Source organism: Citrobacter sp. RHB20-C16 (assembly GCF_013890155.1).
GTDB classification, from domain to species: domain Bacteria; phylum Pseudomonadota; class Gammaproteobacteria; order Enterobacterales; family Enterobacteriaceae; genus Citrobacter_A; species Citrobacter_A amalonaticus.
This window is the reverse complement of record NZ_CP057630.1, coordinates 2,764,539-2,783,706: the sequence shown is the minus strand read 5'-3', so window position 1 is coordinate 2,783,706 and position 19,168 is coordinate 2,764,539. Positions and strand designations below refer to the sequence as shown.

Here is a 19,168-nt window from a genome sequence, read left to right as displayed (position 1 = left end):
AGCGGGCTTCCTGTCGCGCTAAGGTGGCACCTGACATGATGACGGTGAGGCGATGACATTGAAGATTCCGGATACCCTTCGGAAACAACTGGAAAAGGCGACGGCCATCATTGAACGGATCTTTGAAGAGGATCTGTTGGCCATTCACCTGTACGGATCTGCCGTTGAAGGTGGGTTAAAACCTCACAGCGACATTGATTTGCTGGTCACCACGCGTGTGCCGCTGACGACGGCACAGCGAGAAGCGCTGATGCAGGAACTCCTGTCGGTGTCAGCCTGGCCTGGTACGTCGACGCTCTGGCGGGCGCTTGAGGTGACGGTTGTGGTGCATACCGATGTGGTGCCCTGGCGTTTTCCCCCCCGACGGGAAATGCAGTTTGGCGAGTGGTTGCGCGAGGATATTCACGCCGGGAAGTATGAGCCCGCACAGCAGGATAGCGATCTGGCGATTTTATTGACTCAGGTGCGTAGTGCCAGCATGGCTTTAACCGGCGAGCGTGCGGATTTGCTTTTTGAGCCGGTCCCGGAAAACGACATTCGGGAGACATTCCGTCAGACGCTGACGCTCTGGCAGGACAACGGTGATTTACAGGGCGACGAGCGCAATATCGTGTTGACCCTGGCGCGCATCTGGTACAGCGTGGCGACAGGTGGCTTTACCGCGAAAGACAGCGCGGCAGACTGGTTAATGCCTTATCTCCCGGACGAGCACGCTTCTCTACTTGCAGCCGCGCGGCTCGACTATCTGGGACAGGCAAGCGTTGACTGGGCAGAGATAATGCCCGCTGTTTCGCGCTTTGTCTGCTATGCAAAAGCAAAAATAGCCGAACAGTTATCGCACGTGGATAAGTGATGCCATATTTCAGGCATCGTGATTGCCGCAACAGAAAAATGGCTGATAATAAAAAAGGCAGATTGCTCTGCCTTTTTTTATCAGGAATTATCTGAGAAGAGCGTTTATTTCAACTCTTCAGCTTCCGGCAATGTAACGTTAAGTTCGAGAATGGAAATATCGCCGTCCTTTTGTTCAAGCTGAACGGTGACCATTTCCGGATCAATTTGTACATACTTACAAATGACCTCAAGAATATCTTTACGCAACTGCGGTAAATAATGCGGCTCAGCGTCACTACGACGACGCTCAGCAACGATAATCTGCAATCGCTCTTTCGCGATGTTCGCTGTACTCTTTTTCCGCGAGAGAAAAAAATCCAGTAATGCCATAACTTATCCTCCGAACAGGCGTTTGAGGAAACCTTTCTTCTCTTCGTCAATGAAGCGGAAAGGACGTTCTTCTCCCAACAGACGATCTACCGTATCGGCATACGCTTTACCTGCGTCTGCATTGATGTCCAGAATGACCGGTTCGCCCTGGTTAGAGGCGCGCAGAACAGACTGATCTTCCGGGATAACTCCGACGAGTTTAATGCGCAGGATCTCCAGCACATCTTCCATACTGAGCATGTCGCCACGGTTAACACGGCCTGGGTTGTAGCGCGTCAACAGCAGATGTTCTTTAATCGGATCTTCACCGTTTTCGGCACGGCGCGATTTAGACGCCAGGATTCCCAGGATACGGTCAGAGTCGCGTACCGAGGAGACTTCCGGGTTGGTGGTGATAATCGCTTCGTCGGCGAAATAGAGCGCCATCAGCGCGCCAGTTTCAATCCCCGCAGGGGAGTCGCAAACGATAAACTCGAAATCCATTGCTTTCAGATCGTCGAGAACCTTTGCCACGCCTTCACGCGTTAATGCGTCTTTATCGCGCGTCTGAGAGGCCGGAAGAATAAAGAGATTCTCAGTGCGCTTGTCCTTGATGAGCGCCTGATTGAGTGAAGCATCACCCTGAATGACGTTGACGAAATCATAAACAACCCGACGCTCACACCCCATGATCAGATCGAGGTTACGCAGGCCGATATCAAAATCAATAACGACAGTTTTCTTTCCCTTCTGGGCCAAACCAGTAGCGATGGCCGCGCTGGAGGTGGTCTTGCCAACGCCCCCTTTACCCGAAGTAACTACAATAATGCGTGCCATAGAAATTCCTTGTTAAAAAGGGATCAATTCAACGGTTGAACTGTCAAAGCGTTATCTACTAACTGCAGACGTGCCGCTTTGCCATAAAATTCTGCTGGGATTTTATCACTCAGCCAGTAAACACCTGCGATAGACACCAGTTCTGCCGTCAGATGGGTACAAAAAATTTGCGCATCCCGGTCACCACTTGCCCCTGCCAGCGCGCGGCCTCTCATCATGCCATAGACATGAATATTGCCATCGGCGATCAGCTCAGCGCCAGCACTGACGTGACTTGTAACAATCAGATCACATTGTGGTGCATAAATGCGTTGACCGGAACGAACGGGTATATCAATAAATCGCGTTTTTGTGACGGGAGTAGCGTTTTGCACTACAGCGGCGGGAGCAACGGGTTCAGCCGGAGCGGAACGCGCCATTTTCTCTTTACCTTCAGTGAGTAAAGGAAGGCCCATTTTGTCGATTTCAGCTTTGAGCCGGGCATCTTTACAACCGCTGACGCCAACAATACGCAATCCCGTCGACGCCACCACCTTCTGCAACTGCGGCCAGTTTACCGGCGCATCAAGGCTACTGACATTCACTACCACAGGAGCATGTTTTAAAAAAGCAGGAGCCTGAGCGATTTTGTCTTCTAACGCCTGACGAATAACCTCGGGTTCTGCTTCATGTAAATGAACCACTGATAAGGTGAAGCTACTGCCTTTAAGTTCGATGGGCGTGTTTGACATCCTGGCCTTACTCAATTTGCTATTTATCATCCCCGATGTGGAGTGATATTCCGAAGTCCAGAAGGCATGTTATAGTCACTATTATATTGAGGCAAGTCGCCATCCGTTTAATTCAGAGTAAAATGTATGTTTTGTGTGATCTACAGAAGTGCTAAGCGTGACCAGACCTATTTGTATGTCGAAAAAAAAGACGATTTCTCACGTGTGCCTGAAGAACTGATGAAAGGATTTGGTCAACCACAGCTGGCAATGATATTGCCGTTAGATGGTAGCAAAAAGTTAGTCAACGCCTCGCTGGATAAAGTAAAACAAGCCTTAACGGAGCAGGGATATTATTTACAACTGCCTCCGCCACCCGAAGATTTATTGAAGCAACATCGTTTCAACGCCTCACAAAACAATCCAGAAACCGATAAATAAACGGTACCCGGCGTCATACCTGTCGGTGCCATTCCTGAAGTCAACGATGACAAATTAGGGGAAAATGAATGTATCAACATCATAACTGGCAGGGTGCGCTGCTTGACTACCCGGTAAGCAAAGTGGTGTGCGTGGGGAGCAACTATGCCAACCACATCAAGGAAATGGGCAGCGTCACGCCGGATGAGCCGGTGCTGTTTATCAAGCCGGAAACCGCCCTGTGTGATTTGCGCCAGCCGCTGGTCATTCCGACGGATATGGGCTCGGTGCACCATGAAGTCGAACTGGCGGTATTGATCGGCGCGACGCTGCGTCAGGCGACCGAAGAGCATGTTCGTAAGGCTATCGCTGGATATGGCGTGGCGCTCGATCTGACGCTGCGTGATATCCAGGGCAAAATGAAGAAGGCCGGGCAGCCCTGGGAGAAGGCAAAAGGATTCGATAATTCATGCCCGTTATCCGGATTCATTCCGGTCGCAGAATTTAACGGCGATCCGCAGGCGACGCCACTGGGGCTGACGGTCAATGGCGAGGTTCGCCAGCAGGGTACAACGGCGGATATGATCCATAAAATCGTCCCCTTAATCGCCTATATGAGCAAATTCTTTACCCTCAAAGCGGGTGACGTCGTGCTGACCGGCACCCCGGAAGGCGTCGGACCGCTCGCCAGCGGCGACGAGCTGGTGGTCAATTTTAACGGTCACACCCTGACAACCCGCGTCCTGTAACGCCTGCTTGCCGCCTTTTTAGGCGGCAAAACTTGCATCAACGTGCCAGACTGGTTATAAGGTGCAGCTTTATAGCAATGGCGGATACCCTGATGAGCGATTTACCTTTCTGGCAACGTAAAACCCTGGATGAAATGACCGATGCCGAATGGGAGTCGTTATGTGATGGCTGCGGTCAGTGCTGCCTGCATAAGCTGATGGACGAGGATACCGACGAGATTTATTTCACCAACGTCGCCTGCCGCCAGCTCAACATCAAAACCTGCCAGTGTCGCAATTACGAACGTCGGTTCGAGTACGAGCCTGACTGTATCAAGCTAACGCGTGATAACCTGCCCACCTTTGAATGGTTGCCGATGACCTGCGCCTATCGTCTGCTGGCGGAAGGGAAAGGACTGCCTGAATGGCACCCGCTGCTGACGGGGTCGAAAGCGGCAATGCACGGCGAGCGAATTTCGGTGCGTCACATTGCGGTAAGAGAGTCAGAAGTCCATGACTGGCAGGACCATATTCTCAACAAACCGTCATGGGCGGACTAAACCGCCTGGTCTGATTTCAGGCTAACGGCAAAAAAAACGCTCCCGGTTGGGAGCGTCAGACTGCTGACAAAGAAGGAAAAAACGTGGTTTTTCCTTCTTTGTGGTTATCAGCCGAAAATCAATGAATTAATTTTCCGGGTTTTTAATGAGGTGATCTTTGCTTGTCCGGTATCGGGATGATGTTTGTCATCACTCTCACGCTCCCGGCTGGGAGCGTCTGAGATTAACGACCGAACAGATCGCGTCTTTTCGGTTTAAGCGGCTGAGCAATCAGCACCAGAACCGCGACGACCAGATAGGCAACGAAAATGCCTAATAGCCATTGCGGCATTTCCAGAGATAAAAATTCCCACTGACGCTCGGCGCAATCACCAGAGGCGACAAACACCTGTGGTAACCATTTGTCCAGTGGCAACCAGGCAGGGAAGCGAGCCATGAAATCACAGGTCATGAACGGGGAAGGGTGTAACTGGATCATGGTATGTTCCCATGTCAGTTGAACCCCACGCCAGGCACTGTAGATCCAGATAATCAACGCCACATAGCGCAACGGTGTTTTAGGCGCAATAGCCCCAACCAGACCGGCCCCCATGACGCCAAACAGCGCACAGCGTTCGTAGATGCACAGTACGCACGGCTTAAGCAGCATAACGTGCTGAAACCACAGCGCGACCAGTTCAAGCGCTAAGGCAGTAAAAGCCATCAATAACCACGCGCCCCGACCCCGTGAGCACTGGTTCAAATATCGCAACATAATAATTTCCCTGCAACATGCGTAGACACGGCAGTGTAAACCAATTCGATTACCGCGCCACCAGGAGAAACTCAAATATTGTGTAATTGGAGAAATATCACGCAAAAAGGCAAACCGGGCAGTGAAATGCCCGGTTAGTTGTTATGAAAGTGTAGCTAACCAACCGGTTTGCATCATCCACTCGGTCATTGGCGTCAGGGTAAACTCGACGCACAGCAGGCCGACTAGCGTCAGCACGATGGTATAGGGCAGCGCCATCCAGACCATCCGACCATAGGAGAGGCGAATCAACGGTGCCAGTGCGGAGGTAAGCAGGAACAGGAATGCCGCCTGACCGTTCGGCGTCGCCACGGACGGCAGGTTTGTCCCGGTGTTGATCGCAACGGCTAACAGCTCGTATTGTTGCAGGGAGATCGCACCACTTTCCATGGCCGCTTTGGCCTCGTTAATGTAGATAGTACCAACGAAAACATTATCCGAGATCGACGAGAGCAGACCGTTGAAGAGATAGAACAGCGTCAGTTGCGCGTGCTCTGAGGCTTGCAATACGTACTGAATAATCGGCGAAAAGAGATGCTGGTCGATAATCACCGCGACAATGGAGAAAAAGACCGTCAGCAGCGCGGTGAATGGCAGAGATTCGGTGAACGCCTTGCCAATGGCATGTTCATCCGTCACGCCGGTCAGCGACGTTGCGAGGATAATCACGGAGAGGCCAATCAGTCCCACTTCCGCCAGATGCAGCGCCAGGGCAATCACCAGCCAGACGCCGATAATCGCCTGCACAATCAGTTTTACTCTGTCCTGACGTGAACGCTGATGGCGGCTCTGATCGTCAAACTGCTGCAAGACGTCACGCACTTTTTCCGGCAGTGTTTCGCCATAGCCAAACCAGCGCAGTTTCTCAACCAGTACACAGGTGAGCAGGCCGCAAATCAGTACCGGAACGGTAACAGGCGACATCCGCAGGAAGAAGTCGCCAAAGTGCCAGCCAGCGGCTTTGGCGATGATCAGGTTCTGCGGCTCGCCCACCATCGTCATCACGCCGCCCAGAGCGGTACCCACCCCGGCATGCATCATCAGACTGCGCAGAAAGCCGCGGAATTGCTCAAGCACTGTTTTGTAGTGTTGATCAATGTGACTGTCATCCAGGATGTCGCTATCATCGCCGCGGGAAGAGGCCACGCGGTGATAAATGCCGTAGAACCCGACGGCGACGCTGATCACTACCGCTACCACGGTCAGTGCGTCAAGGAAGGCGGAAAGGAAGGCCGCCGCCACACAAAACGCCAGCGACAGCAGCATTTTAGAACGAATGCTCAGCAGCAGCCGGGTAAAAATAAACAGCAACAGCTGCTTCATAAAATAGATGCCCGCGACCATGAACATCAGCAGCAGTAAAACTTCCAGATTGTTTGCCACCTCTTCGCGAACATGCGCGGCGCTGGTCATCCCGATGATAACTGCTTCAATGGCTAACAAACCGCCCGGTAGCAGTGGATAACACTTCAGCGCCATCGCCAGCGTGAAGATGAATTCCGCCACCAACAACCAGCCCGCAACAAACGGGTTGATGATGAAAATCAGTGGATTAACTATCAGGAAGATCAGTAGCGCAAGCTTGTACCAGTCTGGCGACTGGCCTAAAAAGTTGCGCCAGAGCGCGCGGCCCCATGAGAGTTCCATTATGGTTTCCCTTACCTTATTTATTGAAATGATGTTTTTATGGTTAGCGACAAAGAGTAACGGTCAGTCTGAATGCAGGCAAGCCTTTCACCCCAGACAGCCAGCGTTATCAAGAAAATGAAGCCTTGATCCACTTTTTCTTCGTTGTGTCTCCTATCGGGCATGTAACCCGTCTGGTATGATGAGTGTAACTATGTTTTGCTGTGTAATGGAAATCTCACTATGGTCATTAAGGCGCAGAGCCCGGCGGGTTTCGCGGAAGAGTACATCATTGAAAGTATCTGGAATAACCGCTTCCCTCCTGGCACTATCTTGCCTGCAGAACGAGAACTCTCCGAACTGATTGGGGTGACACGTACCACTTTACGTGAAGTGCTGCAGCGCCTGGCGCGAGACGGTTGGTTGACCATTCAGCATGGCAAACCGACGAAGGTGAATAATTTCTGGGAAACCTCCGGACTGAATATTCTTGAAACGCTGGCGCGTCTCGATCACGAAAGCGTCCCGCAGTTGATCGACAATCTGCTTTCGGTGCGGACCAACATCTCCACCATCTTCATTCGTACCGCGTTTCGTCAGCATCCTGACAAAGCGCAGGAAGTGCTGGCGACCGCGCAGGAAGTGGCCGATCACGCCGATGCGTTTGCCGATCTCGATTACAACATTTTCCGTGGTCTGGCATTTGCCTCCGGCAACCCGATTTATGGTCTGATCCTGAACGGCATGAAAGGGTTGTATACCCGCATTGGTCGTCACTATTTTGCCAATCCGGAAGCGCGAAGCCTGGCGCTGGGTTTCTACCATAAGCTGTCGCAACTGTGCCTGCAGGGCGCGCACGATCAGGTGTACGAAACGGTGCGTCGTTACGGTCACGACAGCGGCGAGATTTGGCACCGGATGCAGAAAAACCTGCCTGGCGATTTAGCCATTCAGGGCCGCTAAAAACGAACCCCCTCACGATGAGGGGGTTTTTGTTTACAGGCTGTTCATTCTGGGGGGGCAGCGCTCCAGCAGTTCCACGCTTCCGTCCTCGTTTTGCTGTTCCAGCAACACATCAAATCCCCACAGCCGATGCACATGCTTGAGCACCTCTTTGCGGCCTTTATCCAGCGGCGCGCGATTATGCGGAATATAGCGCAGGGTGAGGGAACGATCGCCCCGCAGATCCACGTTCCAGACCTGAATATTCGGCTCTACGTTGCTCAGATTATATTGCGACGAGAGGCGGTTGCGGATTTCGCGGTAGCCTTCTTCGTTATGAATGGCAGAGATTTCCAGATAGTTATGCCGATCGTCATCCAGCACCGTAAAGAGGCGAAAATCGCGCATCACCTTCGGCGACAGGAACTGGCTGATGAAGCTCTCATCTTTGAAGTCGCGCATGGCAAAATGCAGCGTTTCCAGCCAGTCGGAACCGGCGATATCCGGGAACCAGTACTTATCTTCTTCCGTCGGCGACTGGCAGATGCGCTTGATGTCCTGGAACATAGCGAAACCCAGTGCGTAAGGGTTTATGCCGCTGTACCACGGGCTGTTATAAGGCGGCTGGAACACCACGTTGGTATGGCTGTGTAAAAACTCCAGCATAAAACGTTCGGTGACTTTCCCCTCGTCATACAGGTGGTTCAGGATGGTGTAATGCCAGAACGTGGCCCAGCCCTCGTTCATCACCTGCGTCTGTTTTTGCGGATAAAAATACTGACTGACTTTGCGCACGATGCGCAGGATCTCGCGCTGCCATGACTCCAGCAGCGGGGCATTTTTTTCCATAAAGTAGAGCAGATTTTCCTGCGGTTCTGAGGGATAGCGCCGCGCTTCGGCAATCGTCTTCTCTTCCTCTTTTTTCGGCAGGGTACGCCACAGCATGTTCACCTGGCTTTGCAGATACTCTTCACGACTCTGTTGGCGGGCCTTCTCCTCCTGGAGGGAGATTTTCTGCGGGCGTTTATAGCGATCAACGCCGTAGTTCATCAGCGCGTGGCAGGAGTCGAGCAATCGCTCAACCTCGTCCACGCCGTATCGCTCTTCGCACTGAGTGATGTAATTACGCGCGAAGATCAGGTAATCAACAATGGAGCTGGCATCAGTCCAGCTGCGGAACAGATAGTTATTTTTGAAGAACGAGTTATGTCCGTAACAGGCGTGCGCCATCACCAGCGCCTGCATGGTAATGGTGTTCTCCTCCATCAGGTATGCAATACACGGGTTGGAGTTGATCACAATCTCATAGGCCAGCCCTTGCTGACCGTGCTTATACAGTCGTTCGGTCTCGATGAATTTTTTACCAAACGACCAGTGAGGATAGTTAATCGGCATTCCGACGCTGGAGTATGCATCCATCATCTGCTCGGAGGTGATGACCTCAATCTGGTGCGGGTAGGTATCCAGTCTGTAGAGTTTCGCCACCCGATCTATTTCCGCCAGGTAGACATCCAGCAGCTCAAACGTCCAGTCGGGTCCATCGCTCAAGCGTGTGGTGTCCTTGTTCATGGAATCAATCGTAGCCATTCGCGCACCCTCATTGTTGGCGGCACTCTCTGTGTGGAGCACCTCATTTCAAGCATAGAACACCCGGTTAAAAACCGTGTCAGTGAAGAAATATTTTCTTTGCGATTTCCGCTGGTCGACTCGCCAGATTACGGGGTAGTCACGATATTTTCTGCTGGATAAAAATAACCCACAGCAGGAGATACCAAAGCAGAGAGTTCACTGTTCTACCTGCTATATGTGAGATGTGTCACCATAAAAAAGCCATATGTTGAATAATATTTTCATCTGGGTTATCAAGATGTAATTAGATGATTGTTCTTTTACTGTTACTGTTAACGGAGTGGCTATGCGAGTTGTCATACTGGGAAGTGGCGTCGTTGGCGTGACCAGCGCCTGGTATCTGAGTCAGGCTGGACATGATGTTACCGTCATCGATCGTGAACCCGGCCCGGCGCTGGAGACCAGCGCGGCGAATGCGGGGCAGATCTCTCCGGGCTATGCCGCGCCCTGGGCTGCGCCGGGTGTACCGCTGAAAGCGATTAAATGGATGTTCCAGCGCCATGCGCCGCTGGCCGTTCGTCTTGACGGGACACAGTTCCAGTTAAAGTGGATGTGGCAGATGCTGCGCAACTGCGACACCAGCCACTACATGGAAAACAAAGGGCGGATGGTACGTCTGGCGGAATACAGCCGTGACTGCCTGAAAGCGCTACGTGCATCGACCGGTATCCAGTATGAAGGGCGGCAGGGCGGGACGCTGCAACTGTTCCGTACCGCGCAGCAGTATGAGAACGCCACGCGCGACATCGCCGTGCTGGAAGACGCCGGTGTGCCGTATCAGTTGCTGGAAGCCAGTCGACTGGCGGAAGTCGAGCCGGCGCTGGCAGAAGTGGCGCACAAACTGACCGGCGGCTTGCGTCTGCCGAATGACGAAACCGGCGACTGCCAGCTCTTTACCCAGCGTCTGGCGCAGATGGCCGAACAGGCGGGCGTCAAATTCCGCTTCAACACACCGGTGGATAAACTGCTCTGCGAAGGCGAACAGATTTACGGCGTGAAATGTGGTGATGAGATCGTTAAAGCTGATGCGTACGTCATGGCGATGGGGTCTTACTCCACGGCGATGCTGAAAGGGATTGTCGATATTCCGGTCTATCCGCTGAAAGGCTATTCGCTGACGATTCCGGTGGCGGAAGAGGACGGCGCGCCGGTTTCTACTATTCTTGATGAAACTTACAAAATCGCCATTACCCGTTTTGACCAGCGCATCCGCGTGGGGGGGATGGCGGAAATTGTCGGTTTCAATACCGAACTGCTTCAGCCGCGTCGGGAAACGCTTGAGATGGTGGTGCGCGATCTCTACCCGCGCGGGGGGCATGTTGAGCAGGCGACATTCTGGACCGGTCTGCGGCCAATGACGCCGGACGGTACGCCCGTTGTGGGACGTACCCGCTTCAAAAATCTGTTGTTAAATACCGGACACGGTACGCTGGGATGGACGATGGCCTGTGGTTCAGGGCAGTTGCTGAGCGATATATTGTCAGGTCGCACGCCCGCCATTCCGTATGACGATTTGAGCGTGGCGCGCTACCACGCAGGCTTTACGCCTTCACGTCCCCAACATCTGCACGGCGCACATAACTAAGAAGGACGAGAGATGACCCGCCCTATACTGGCCAGCCTTGACCTGCAGGCGATGAAACAAAACCTGAGCATTGTGCGTCAGGCCGCACCGGACGCCCGCGTCTGGTCAGTGGTGAAAGCCAATGCTTATGGACACGGCATAGAACGTATCTGGAGTGCGCTGGGCAACACCGACGGTTTTGCCCTGTTGAATCTGGAAGAGGCGGTCACCCTGCGTGAGCGCGGCTGGAAAGGGCCGATCCTGATGCTGGAAGGTTTTTTCCACGCTGAAGATCTGGAACGGTATGACACCTGGCGTCTGACCACCTGCGTGCACAGCAACTGGCAGCTCAAAGCGATCCAGAATGCGAAGCTGAAGGCGCCGCTGGATGTCTATGTGAAGGTTAACAGCGGCATGAACCGCCTGGGATTCCAGCCGGAACGGCTGCAAACCGTCTGGCAGCAACTGCGCGCGATGCCGAACGTCGGTGAAATGACGCTGATGTCGCATTTTGCCGACGCTGAGCACCCTGACGGGATCCACAATGCAATGGCGCGCATCGAGCAGGCTGCGGAAGGGCTGGATTGCCGGCGTTCGCTGTCAAACTCCGCGGCCACGCTGTGGCATCCTGATGCACATTTTGACTGGGTACGCCCGGGCATTATTCTCTATGGCGCTTCGCCGTCAGGTCAGTGGCGCGATATCGCCAATACCGGACTGAAGCCAGTGATGACGCTGAGCAGCGAAATCATTGGCGTACAGACACTAAAAGCGGGAGACCGCGTCGGCTATGGCGGACGTTATACCGCCAGAGGCGAGCAACGCATTGGCATCGTGGCGGCTGGCTATGCGGATGGCTATCCGCGCCATGCGCCTAGCGGCACGCCGGTGCTGGTGGACGGTGTCCGGACCACGACGGTGGGGACAGTGTCAATGGATATGTTGGCGGTGGATTTGACGCCATGCCCGCAGGCGGGCATCGGAACGCCGGTGGAGCTGTGGGGCAAAGAGATCAAAATTGACGACGTGGCGCAATCAGCTGGAACGGTGGGTTATGAGCTGATGTGTTCGCTGGCGTTGCGCGTTCCTGTTGTGACGGTGTAACTTTTATGGTATTGCCGGATGCCGGCGCGATGCGCCTGATCCGGCCTACAGCACACGCTACGCGGCGTCTCAGTAGGCCAGATAAGCGCAGCGCCTTCCGGCAGAGTCACTATTCTTCGTCTTCATCCCCGGCAACGCGGACACCGACTTTGCGCACCTGATTATCCTCTTTTTCGGCAACCGTCCAGATCATCCCGGCAAATTCGACCTGGTCGCCGACGACCGGGGCGGCACCCAGCAGTTGCTGAACAATTTCACCCAGCGTTTGCTGCTTATCGCGGTACTCCGTTCCGTCATCCAGACCATAAATCAGCGCCACATCGGCATACTTAGCGTTGGCTTCGAGAATAAAGTCGCCGAAGAAGCGCTGATCCAGCGCCACCGGCGGCGACTGGCTGAACAGTTTGCCCAGCGCCGGAAGATCGCGTTCACGCCCGATGACGCACAGTACATCGCCTTCACGCAGACGGGTGCTGCCGGTGGGATGAAACAGTACATTGTCACGAAACAGCGCCGCAATACGTGTTTCCTGAGGCATATGCAGATCGCGCAGCGCCGCGCCGACACACCATTTATCGGCACTGAGCTGATAGACAAACTGCTCCCACGGATTGTCCGGATGAATATCCAGACCCACGCGTGAGACCGGCCAACCGACCGGTGGTACCACCACCTTCGCCTTTTTCGCCGCCCAGGAGAGCGACGTCCCCTGCAAAACCAGTGACACCAGCACTACGAAGAAAGCGACGTTAAAGAACAGACGGGCATTTTCCAGACCCGCCATCATCGGAAAGACGGCAAGAATGATCGGTACCGCACCGCGCAGACCCACCCAGCTAATAAAGACGCGTTCACGCAGATTAAAACCGCGGAACGGCAGCAGTCCAATAAATACAGAGAGTGGACGGGCAATGAAAATCATCCCGGCGGAAAGAATCAGCGCCGGAATAGCAATCGGCAACAGGTCAGAAGGATTCACCAGCAGTCCGAGCACAAGGAACATGCCGATCTGTGCCAGCCAGGCCAGTCCGTCGAAGTTTTGCAAAATGCCGTAGCGGTTGCGGATAGGGCGATTGCCCAGTAAAAAACCGCACAGATAGACCGCCAGGATCCCGCTGCCTTCCAGCGCCGTGGTCAGGGCAAACACCAGAATCCCGCCGCTCAGGGCTAATAGCGGGTAGAGTCCGGCGGGCAGAGAGATACGATTAATCATCTGCTGTAACAGATAGCCGCCGCCCAGCCCAAGCAGGATGCCCAGACCAAACTGCTGAATAATGTGGACAGCGAACATCCAGCTTAAGCCGGTTTCGTGTTGCTGAATCATCTCGATCAGCGTAATGGTCAGAAATACTGCCATCGGGTCATTACTGCCGGATTCAATTTCCAGCGTCGCGCCGACACGCTCGTTCAGCCCTTTGCCGCCAAGCAGGGAAAAAACCGCCGCCGCATCCGTTGAACCGACAATGGCGCCAATCAACAGACCCTGAATCAGATCGAGATTAAACAGCCAGGCGGCAATCATACCGGTTAACCCGGAGGTGATCAGGACGCCAACGGTCGCCAGAGAAAGCGCCGGGCCCAGCGCGACACGAAACGAACTGGCCTGCGTGCGCATCCCGCCATCGAGCAGAATAATCGCCAGCGCAAGGTTACTGACCATATAGGCGAAGGGATAATTATCGAACGGGATGCCGCCGACGCCATCGACGCCCGCCAGCATGCCAATGGCCAGGAAGATAACCAGAATCGGAATGCCAAGGCGTGATGAAAATGAACTGAGTAAGATACTGCTGGTAACGAGGACGGACCCCAAAATGAAAAGACTGATTATTGCCGCGGCGTCCAACGTTCGATTACTCCTCAATCAGGAATTTTTTGGTGCATTGACATTATCATATTAACGGCTACATCCGGGCGTTACTTAGTCCTGCAGCCGTTTTTTTTATGATTTCAGAAAGGGATGACCCGAGATCGTCAGTTGTGTACCGTTTTGACTGTTTTGCAATACGGCATGCGCGCCCAACGCCAGCGTAACGGTTCGCGGCTCATGACCAAAATCGAGTCCAGTTATCAGGGGAATAGAGAGGCGTTCACGTAAAAACGCATACACGGTGTTAAGATCGTAACCGGCATCATACTCATTCGGGGTGCTACCGCTGAAACTGCCCAGCACAATGGCGCTCTGCCGGTTCAATATACCGGCGTCAACCAACTGCAATAACATGCGCTCAACGCGAAAAGGGTGCTCGTTAATGTCTTCCAGTACCAGAATGCCGTTTTCTATTTTGGGCATCCACGGGGTACCGATGAGCGAAATCAGCATCGCCAGATTACCGCCCCACAGCGTTCCTTGTGTGTGGCAGGCCGGACCGTCGCCTTGCCATTCCACCGTGTACTGCGCGTGACGCAATGCCTGCCAGAAATGGGTTTGCGTAAAGGTATTCAGCTCCGGCGCGCCAACGTTCGCCGCCAGCATTGGACCACTGAAAGTGATGACATTGCCCAGCGCCAGCAGACCGCACTGGATCGCCGTAAAATCACTGTGTCCGCAAATAAGCAGCGGATCCCGCTGTTGTCGGGCGGTAAGGGCCTGCCAGTCGATGTGTTGCAGTAGACGGCTCGCTCCATAGCCACCGCGCACCGGCATGACGATGGTGTCCGGCGCGGTGAGATGCACAAGGTCGTTCACGTCCGCCAGACGCTCCGAATCCGTACCCGCAAAGCGTTGATGGCGACGACTGACCACCGCCGTATTATCGACCTGATGCCCGGCCTCTTTAAGGCGCTGGATACCAAGTAAAGCCGCGTGCTGATTGATGCAGTAACCCGAGGGGGCAATTAAGTGAAACCGGGACATGGCAATTCCTTGCTACAACAGAAACCAAATGTATATCATGCCGCTTATAGTAGAACGTTTTGCCGGAGGGTGCTTTGCTTATCCGGTTTATAACGGTGGTTTTAGTAACAAAGCGTTCCGGCGATAAGGACAGAAGACGTGAAATTGAGATGGTTTGCTTTTTTAATTGTGCTGCTTGCAGGCTGTAGTTCAAAACAAGATTATAAAAATCCCCCGTGGAACGCGGAAGTGCCGGTAAAACGTGCCATGCAATGGATGCCGATCAGCGAAAAAGCCGGTGCGGCGTGGGGCGTTAGCCCACAATTGATTACGGCGATTATCGCCATTGAGTCAGGCGGGAATCCCAATGCGGTTAGCAAATCGAATGCGATAGGGTTGATGCAATTAAAAGCGTCAACTTCAGGACGCGATGTCTATCGTCGGATGGGCTGGAGCGGCGAGCCTACGACCAGTGAACTGAAAAACCCGGAACGGAATATCTCAATGGGCGCTGCCTACCTGAGTATTCTGGAGACCGGCCCGCTCGCCGGCATTGAGGATCCGCAGGTGATGCAGTACGCGCTGGTCGTCTCCTACGCTAACGGCGCAGGCGCACTGCTACGCACGTTCTCTTCCGACCGGAAAAAGGCAATTAACAAAATCAACGATCTCAGCGCTGATGAGTTCGTTGAACACGTCGCGGATAATCATCCTGCGCCTCAGGCGCCGCGCTACATCTATAAATTGCAGCGCGCGCTGGATGCGATGTAATTAGTCGCGCACTTTATTTGATTTTTCGCGCGCTTCGCGCTCAAGGGAAAAGATAATCCGCTGAAGTTCCCGCTCCACCGCCGGGCCGACGTTGAGAAAACGAAAGCTCAGGCGGGGAGTGGAAATGGTCTCGTTTTTGCCGTCAATCACTTTGCGTTCGGTGACGGAAATCAGCTGTGCGTCAAAGTGAAACATCCCCCATTCCCCCATATCCAATGCCACCTGCGAAAAACGCATCCCTTCGGTGAGACCTGACGGTTTCGGGCCTTCCAGCAGAGCACCCATTCCGCCGAGGGAAAGATCGTACAGACGAAAACGTAGGGTGCTGTTATCCGGCATCTGTGCCGTACAACCGTAGGGAGGATGGAGCGGTGCGCAGATGCGGAAGTATTCCCGTCGTTGCACAAACCATAGCGCCGGAGGGAGCGGGGTGATAAAGGCGGGAAGCTGCTGATACTCACCGCTGTGCAACTGCTCAAGAGTAAACTCGACCTTCGCGCCCTGGGTTTCGGCGGTAAAGGTAATATTGCGCGCTTTTTGCACGGCGAGATTTTCTTTTTGCTGACTGCCAAAATCCATCACCAGTCTTTCGGCCGAGACGTCAAGGATCTTGCTGATGAATTGTCCGCCGGACCAGGAGACGCGCAAAGGCACCTGGTTGCTGTTTAAGTCGCGAAGAACCCCCAACACCGCCAACGGATTTTGCTTCAGGAACTGCTCATTGTAATGACTCACGCGGAATGCCTCCTGGCTGCCTGACAGTCTATCGAACGGTTATCGGCAAGACGCAGGAGAACTTAATACAAACGCGTGATTTTTTTTACCAAAGACAAATAATTCAGCCTCGCGGAAACAACGGGGATCAAGGGGTTGCCTATACTTAACGGACAAGCGCAAGAAACGGTTGCGTGTGGTTTCCCTGAAAAGAGGGTCTGAACATGGGAATTATTGCCTGGATTGTATTTGGTTTGATTGCCGGTGTTATCGCCAAATTGATCATGCCGGGACGTGACGGCGGCGGATTCATCCTGACCTGTATACTCGGCATCGTCGGTGCTGTAGTGGGCGGATGGCTGGCGACCATGTTTGGTATTGGCGGCACGATCAGTGGTTTTAACCTTCACAGTTTCCTGGTCGCTGTGGTGGGCGCCATTGTGGTGCTGGTGGTATACCGGCTCGTACGCCGCGATTAATAACAATACGGCTCCTGCGGGAGCCGTGTTTTTAATGGTATTCCCCTTCAATTCCTCTCTTGATTTACCCATTGAAATGAGAATAATTGGCATTCCAATTTAAACTGATAATTATTCTCACTATGACAACTTCTTGTTTTCGACTTTGTGCGCTTTCTGGCTGTATCTCACTGGCTCTGACCACATTGTCATATGCGGCGGACACCAACGAATCGACTATTGTCGTTTCAGCGACAGGTCAGGAGAGCCTGTTGCCTGCCTGGACTAACAGCGCCACCAAATCTGCTGTCCCGGAAAGTAAAACGCCGCAGGTGATTAATACCATCGATAATCACGAGATCGCGTTACGTCATGCGAATTCCGTCAACGAGATCCTGCGCTATGCGCCGGGGGTGTCGACAGAAATGCGCGGCAATACCTCCTACCTGAGCGAGTACAAGATTCGCGGTTTCTCTGTCGATCAGGAGTACTACAACGGCCTGCAGTTGCCGTACAACGTCACTGGCAACACCAAAGCACGTATCGACCCGCTGCTGGTGGAAAGCGTCGATATTCTGAAAGGGCCCGCCTCTGTGCTGTATGGCAGCGGTTCGCCAGGAGGACTGGTGAATATTCAGGGCAAAAAACCGCAGGCTGAACAAAAAACGGAGATCGGCTTTAATACCGGTACGCGAAATCTGAAAGAAGGCTATCTGGATTCCACCGGCAAAATCAGCGACAGCGACTGGAATTACCGTCTGCTGGGCAAGGCGACGGAGGGCGACGATCAACCGCGCACCACCCGTTATGAAGACTATCTGTTGGCGCCCTCCGTCACCTGGCAACCAGACAGCAAAACGCGCCTGACGCTGGATGCGCTGGTGCAAAATACACCGTCGTTGTCGCCGTCAAACCCGTTACCCATTGCCTATTTGCGCTCGGGGTATGCCGATCGCCGTGATTACGCCGGTGATGAGTGGAGTGGCTTTAAGCAGCGTCAGTGGATGGTGGGTTACCATTTCGAACATGAATTTGACAGCGGTTGGGGATTCAGTCAGCAGGCGCGCTATTTTGATGTTGATACGCACCAGCGCAGCGTCTATTCAACCGGCAATGGCACAAACCCGGTCTGGATGCTGAACCGCTTTGCCTATACCACCGATGAAGATCTGAAAAGTTTCAACATTGACAACCAGGTAACGAAAACGGTCACGCTGGGCGACTGGCAGCACCATATTCTGGCCGGTTTTGATTATCAGAAACTCGACAGCCATTACTTCTACCGTTACGCCAGCGCCACGCCGGGAATCGACATGCGCGACCCGGATTTCCATCAGGTGCATACTGCCGATCTGGGGTTGTACACCGCACAGAAAAACCGCCTTTCTTATCAGCAAAATGGCTACTACTTGCAGGATCAGGTGGCGTTTGGCGGCTTAAATCTGTTGGCCAGTCTGCGTTATGACGACTATCGGTCAACGACGACCGACGCGCTGCAAAATGATGAGAAAACCTGGATCGCCCAGGACCGGGTGACCAAACGTTTTGGCGCGCTTTATGCCTTTGAAAACGGTATTTCACCGTTTATCAGTTATTCCGAAGGCTTCAAACCGATTTCACCGCAGGGCACGCTGACGTCAAAAGAGGTGAAGCCGACAACCAGCAAACAACTGGAAGGCGGGGTGAAATACCTGCTGGCCGATTACGCGACCACGCTGACGGCATCCGTGTTTAACATCCGTCAGAAGAATGTTCTTTCCGCCACGCCAACCTGGGATTATCGGCAGACCGGGGAGATCGAATCAAAAGGCGCGGAACTGTCGGTGATTAGCCGACCAGGTGACAACGTCACGTTGGTTGCCAACTACGCCTATACTCATGCGATCAATACTGAAGACGAAACATACGAAGGCAAACGCCCGACACAGGTGCCGGAGAATGCGTTTAATCTGTGGGGCGATTACACCTTCGATGCGACCATACTGCGCGGGCTAACAATGGGCGCAGGGGCGCGCTATACCGGGCCGATGGAAATTGCGCCGGATAACAAGAGCGGTAAACTCGGAGGCACAACGCAGTACGATCTCGCCGTGTCATATCAGTTGGGCGAGGCGCTGCCTTCATTGCGCGGCGTGACGTTAAAAGCCAGCGCGCAGAATATCACCAACAAAGAAACCTTCAGTTGCTACGACAGCACCAATTGCTGGATTGGTCGTGATCGTACCGTTCAGGTCGGGGCAAGCTACCGTTTCTGATCGCGTGAAGCGAAAACC

The 19,168-nt window shown here is 53.5% G+C and carries 19 protein-coding genes; 10 read left to right on the top strand and 9 right to left on the bottom strand.

What is annotated here, in order from left to right; all coding sequences use genetic code 11:
• Window positions 1-52: 52 nt before the first annotated feature.
• The gene (locus HVX64_RS13305; RefSeq protein WP_044257658.1) at window positions 53-853 is read left to right on the top strand and encodes an aminoglycoside nucleotidyltransferase ANT9; all 801 of its coding nucleotides are present in this window, start codon (window positions 53-55) and stop codon (window positions 851-853) included.
• Between the two features lie 104 nt (window positions 854-957).
• On the opposite strand, the gene minE is transcribed toward HVX64_RS13305, so the two are convergent.
• Genes minE through minC form a run of 3 tightly spaced genes read right to left on the bottom strand, consistent with a single transcriptional unit; the run spans window position 958 to window position 2,771 of the window.
• A complete protein-coding gene (minE, locus tag HVX64_RS13300) occupies window positions 958-1,224 on the bottom strand; it encodes a cell division topological specificity factor MinE (RefSeq protein ID WP_043000436.1) in 267 nt (88 codons plus the stop codon).
• 3 nt (window positions 1,225-1,227) lie between these two features.
• Window positions 1,228-2,040 (bottom strand): septum site-determining protein MinD, encoded by an 813-nt coding sequence (gene minD / locus HVX64_RS13295; RefSeq protein WP_043000437.1) that lies wholly within the window; start codon window positions 2,038-2,040, stop codon window positions 1,228-1,230.
• Window positions 2,041-2,063: 23 nt separating this feature from the next.
• Window positions 2,064-2,771: a septum site-determining protein MinC gene (gene minC / locus HVX64_RS13290; RefSeq protein WP_044257660.1), complete on the bottom strand. Its 708-nt coding sequence runs from the start codon at window positions 2,769-2,771 to the stop codon at window positions 2,064-2,066.
• 126 nt (window positions 2,772-2,897) lie between these two features.
• On the opposite strand from minC, the gene HVX64_RS13285 reads away from it, so the two are divergent.
• The 3 genes from HVX64_RS13285 to HVX64_RS13275 all read left to right on the top strand — a co-directional run bounded on the left by HVX64_RS13285 (window position 2,898) and on the right by HVX64_RS13275 (window position 4,458).
• Entirely contained in the window at window positions 2,898-3,191 is a 294-nt protein-coding gene (locus HVX64_RS13285) for a YcgL domain-containing protein (RefSeq protein ID WP_043000439.1), read from the top strand.
• A gap of 68 nt (window positions 3,192-3,259) precedes the next feature.
• Window positions 3,260-3,919, top strand: coding sequence for a fumarylacetoacetate hydrolase family protein (locus tag HVX64_RS13280; RefSeq protein ID WP_044257661.1), 660 nt, complete (start codon window positions 3,260-3,262; stop codon window positions 3,917-3,919).
• 92 nt (window positions 3,920-4,011) lie between these two features.
• Complete coding sequence (locus tag HVX64_RS13275; protein WP_042318693.1) at window positions 4,012-4,458, top strand: YcgN family cysteine cluster protein; 447 nt, start codon at window positions 4,012-4,014, stop codon at window positions 4,456-4,458.
• A 223-nt stretch (window positions 4,459-4,681) separates the two neighbouring features.
• Here the strand turns inward: HVX64_RS13275 and dsbB are convergent, their stop codons facing one another.
• Complete coding sequence (gene dsbB, locus HVX64_RS13270) at window positions 4,682-5,212, bottom strand: disulfide bond formation protein DsbB (RefSeq protein WP_043000441.1); 531 nt, start codon at window positions 5,210-5,212, stop codon at window positions 4,682-4,684.
• Window positions 5,213-5,353: 141 nt separating this feature from the next.
• Complete coding sequence (gene nhaB, locus HVX64_RS13265; RefSeq protein ID WP_043000442.1) at window positions 5,354-6,898, bottom strand: Na(+)/H(+) antiporter NhaB; 1,545 nt, start codon at window positions 6,896-6,898, stop codon at window positions 5,354-5,356.
• A gap of 222 nt (window positions 6,899-7,120) precedes the next feature.
• Between nhaB and fadR the strand changes: the two genes are divergently transcribed.
• A complete protein-coding gene (gene fadR, locus HVX64_RS13260; RefSeq protein ID WP_042318544.1) occupies window positions 7,121-7,840 on the top strand; it encodes a fatty acid metabolism transcriptional regulator FadR in 720 nt (239 codons plus the stop codon).
• A gap of 33 nt (window positions 7,841-7,873) precedes the next feature.
• Here fadR and HVX64_RS13255 read toward each other — a convergent pair whose 3' ends face one another.
• Complete coding sequence (locus tag HVX64_RS13255; RefSeq protein WP_044257662.1) at window positions 7,874-9,406, bottom strand: SpoVR family protein; 1,533 nt, start codon at window positions 9,404-9,406, stop codon at window positions 7,874-7,876.
• Between the two features lie 328 nt (window positions 9,407-9,734).
• Between HVX64_RS13255 and HVX64_RS13250 the strand changes: the two genes are divergently transcribed.
• Together HVX64_RS13250 and dadX are read left to right on the top strand one after the other, a co-directional pair.
• Window positions 9,735-11,033: a D-amino acid dehydrogenase gene (locus HVX64_RS13250; protein ID WP_044257663.1), complete on the top strand. Its 1,299-nt coding sequence runs from the start codon at window positions 9,735-9,737 to the stop codon at window positions 11,031-11,033.
• Window positions 11,034-11,045: 12 nt separating this feature from the next.
• On the top strand, window positions 11,046-12,116 hold the full coding sequence (gene dadX, locus HVX64_RS13245) for a catabolic alanine racemase DadX (RefSeq protein ID WP_044257665.1): 1,071 nt from the start codon (window positions 11,046-11,048) through the stop codon (window positions 12,114-12,116).
• 109 nt (window positions 12,117-12,225) lie between these two features.
• Here dadX and HVX64_RS13240 read toward each other — a convergent pair whose 3' ends face one another.
• Both HVX64_RS13240 and ldcA read right to left on the bottom strand, forming a co-directional pair.
• Window positions 12,226-13,962, bottom strand: coding sequence for a potassium/proton antiporter (locus tag HVX64_RS13240; protein WP_043000446.1), 1,737 nt, complete (start codon window positions 13,960-13,962; stop codon window positions 12,226-12,228).
• A gap of 96 nt (window positions 13,963-14,058) precedes the next feature.
• Window positions 14,059-14,973 carry a muramoyltetrapeptide carboxypeptidase gene (gene ldcA / locus HVX64_RS13235; protein ID WP_044257666.1) on the bottom strand — a complete coding sequence of 305 codons (915 nt, stop codon included), beginning with the start codon at window positions 14,971-14,973 and terminating at the stop codon, window positions 14,059-14,061.
• A gap of 138 nt (window positions 14,974-15,111) precedes the next feature.
• Between ldcA and emtA the strand changes: the two genes are divergently transcribed.
• The gene (emtA, locus tag HVX64_RS13230; RefSeq protein WP_042318553.1) at window positions 15,112-15,723 is read left to right on the top strand and encodes a membrane-bound lytic murein transglycosylase EmtA; all 612 of its coding nucleotides are present in this window, start codon (window positions 15,112-15,114) and stop codon (window positions 15,721-15,723) included.
• Here emtA and HVX64_RS13225 read toward each other — a convergent pair whose 3' ends face one another.
• A complete protein-coding gene (locus HVX64_RS13225; RefSeq protein WP_044257667.1) occupies window positions 15,724-16,458 on the bottom strand; it encodes a flagellar brake protein in 735 nt (244 codons plus the stop codon).
• Window positions 16,459-16,661: 203 nt separating this feature from the next.
• On the opposite strand from HVX64_RS13225, the gene HVX64_RS13220 reads away from it, so the two are divergent.
• Window positions 16,662-16,916 carry a GlsB/YeaQ/YmgE family stress response membrane protein gene (locus tag HVX64_RS13220; RefSeq protein WP_043000449.1) on the top strand — a complete coding sequence of 85 codons (255 nt, stop codon included), beginning with the start codon at window positions 16,662-16,664 and terminating at the stop codon, window positions 16,914-16,916.
• 122 nt (window positions 16,917-17,038) lie between these two features.
• Window positions 17,039-19,150 carry a TonB-dependent siderophore receptor gene (locus tag HVX64_RS13215; RefSeq protein ID WP_044257815.1) on the top strand — a complete coding sequence of 704 codons (2,112 nt, stop codon included), beginning with the start codon at window positions 17,039-17,041 and terminating at the stop codon, window positions 19,148-19,150.
• The last annotated feature ends 18 nt before the right edge of the window (window positions 19,151-19,168 follow it).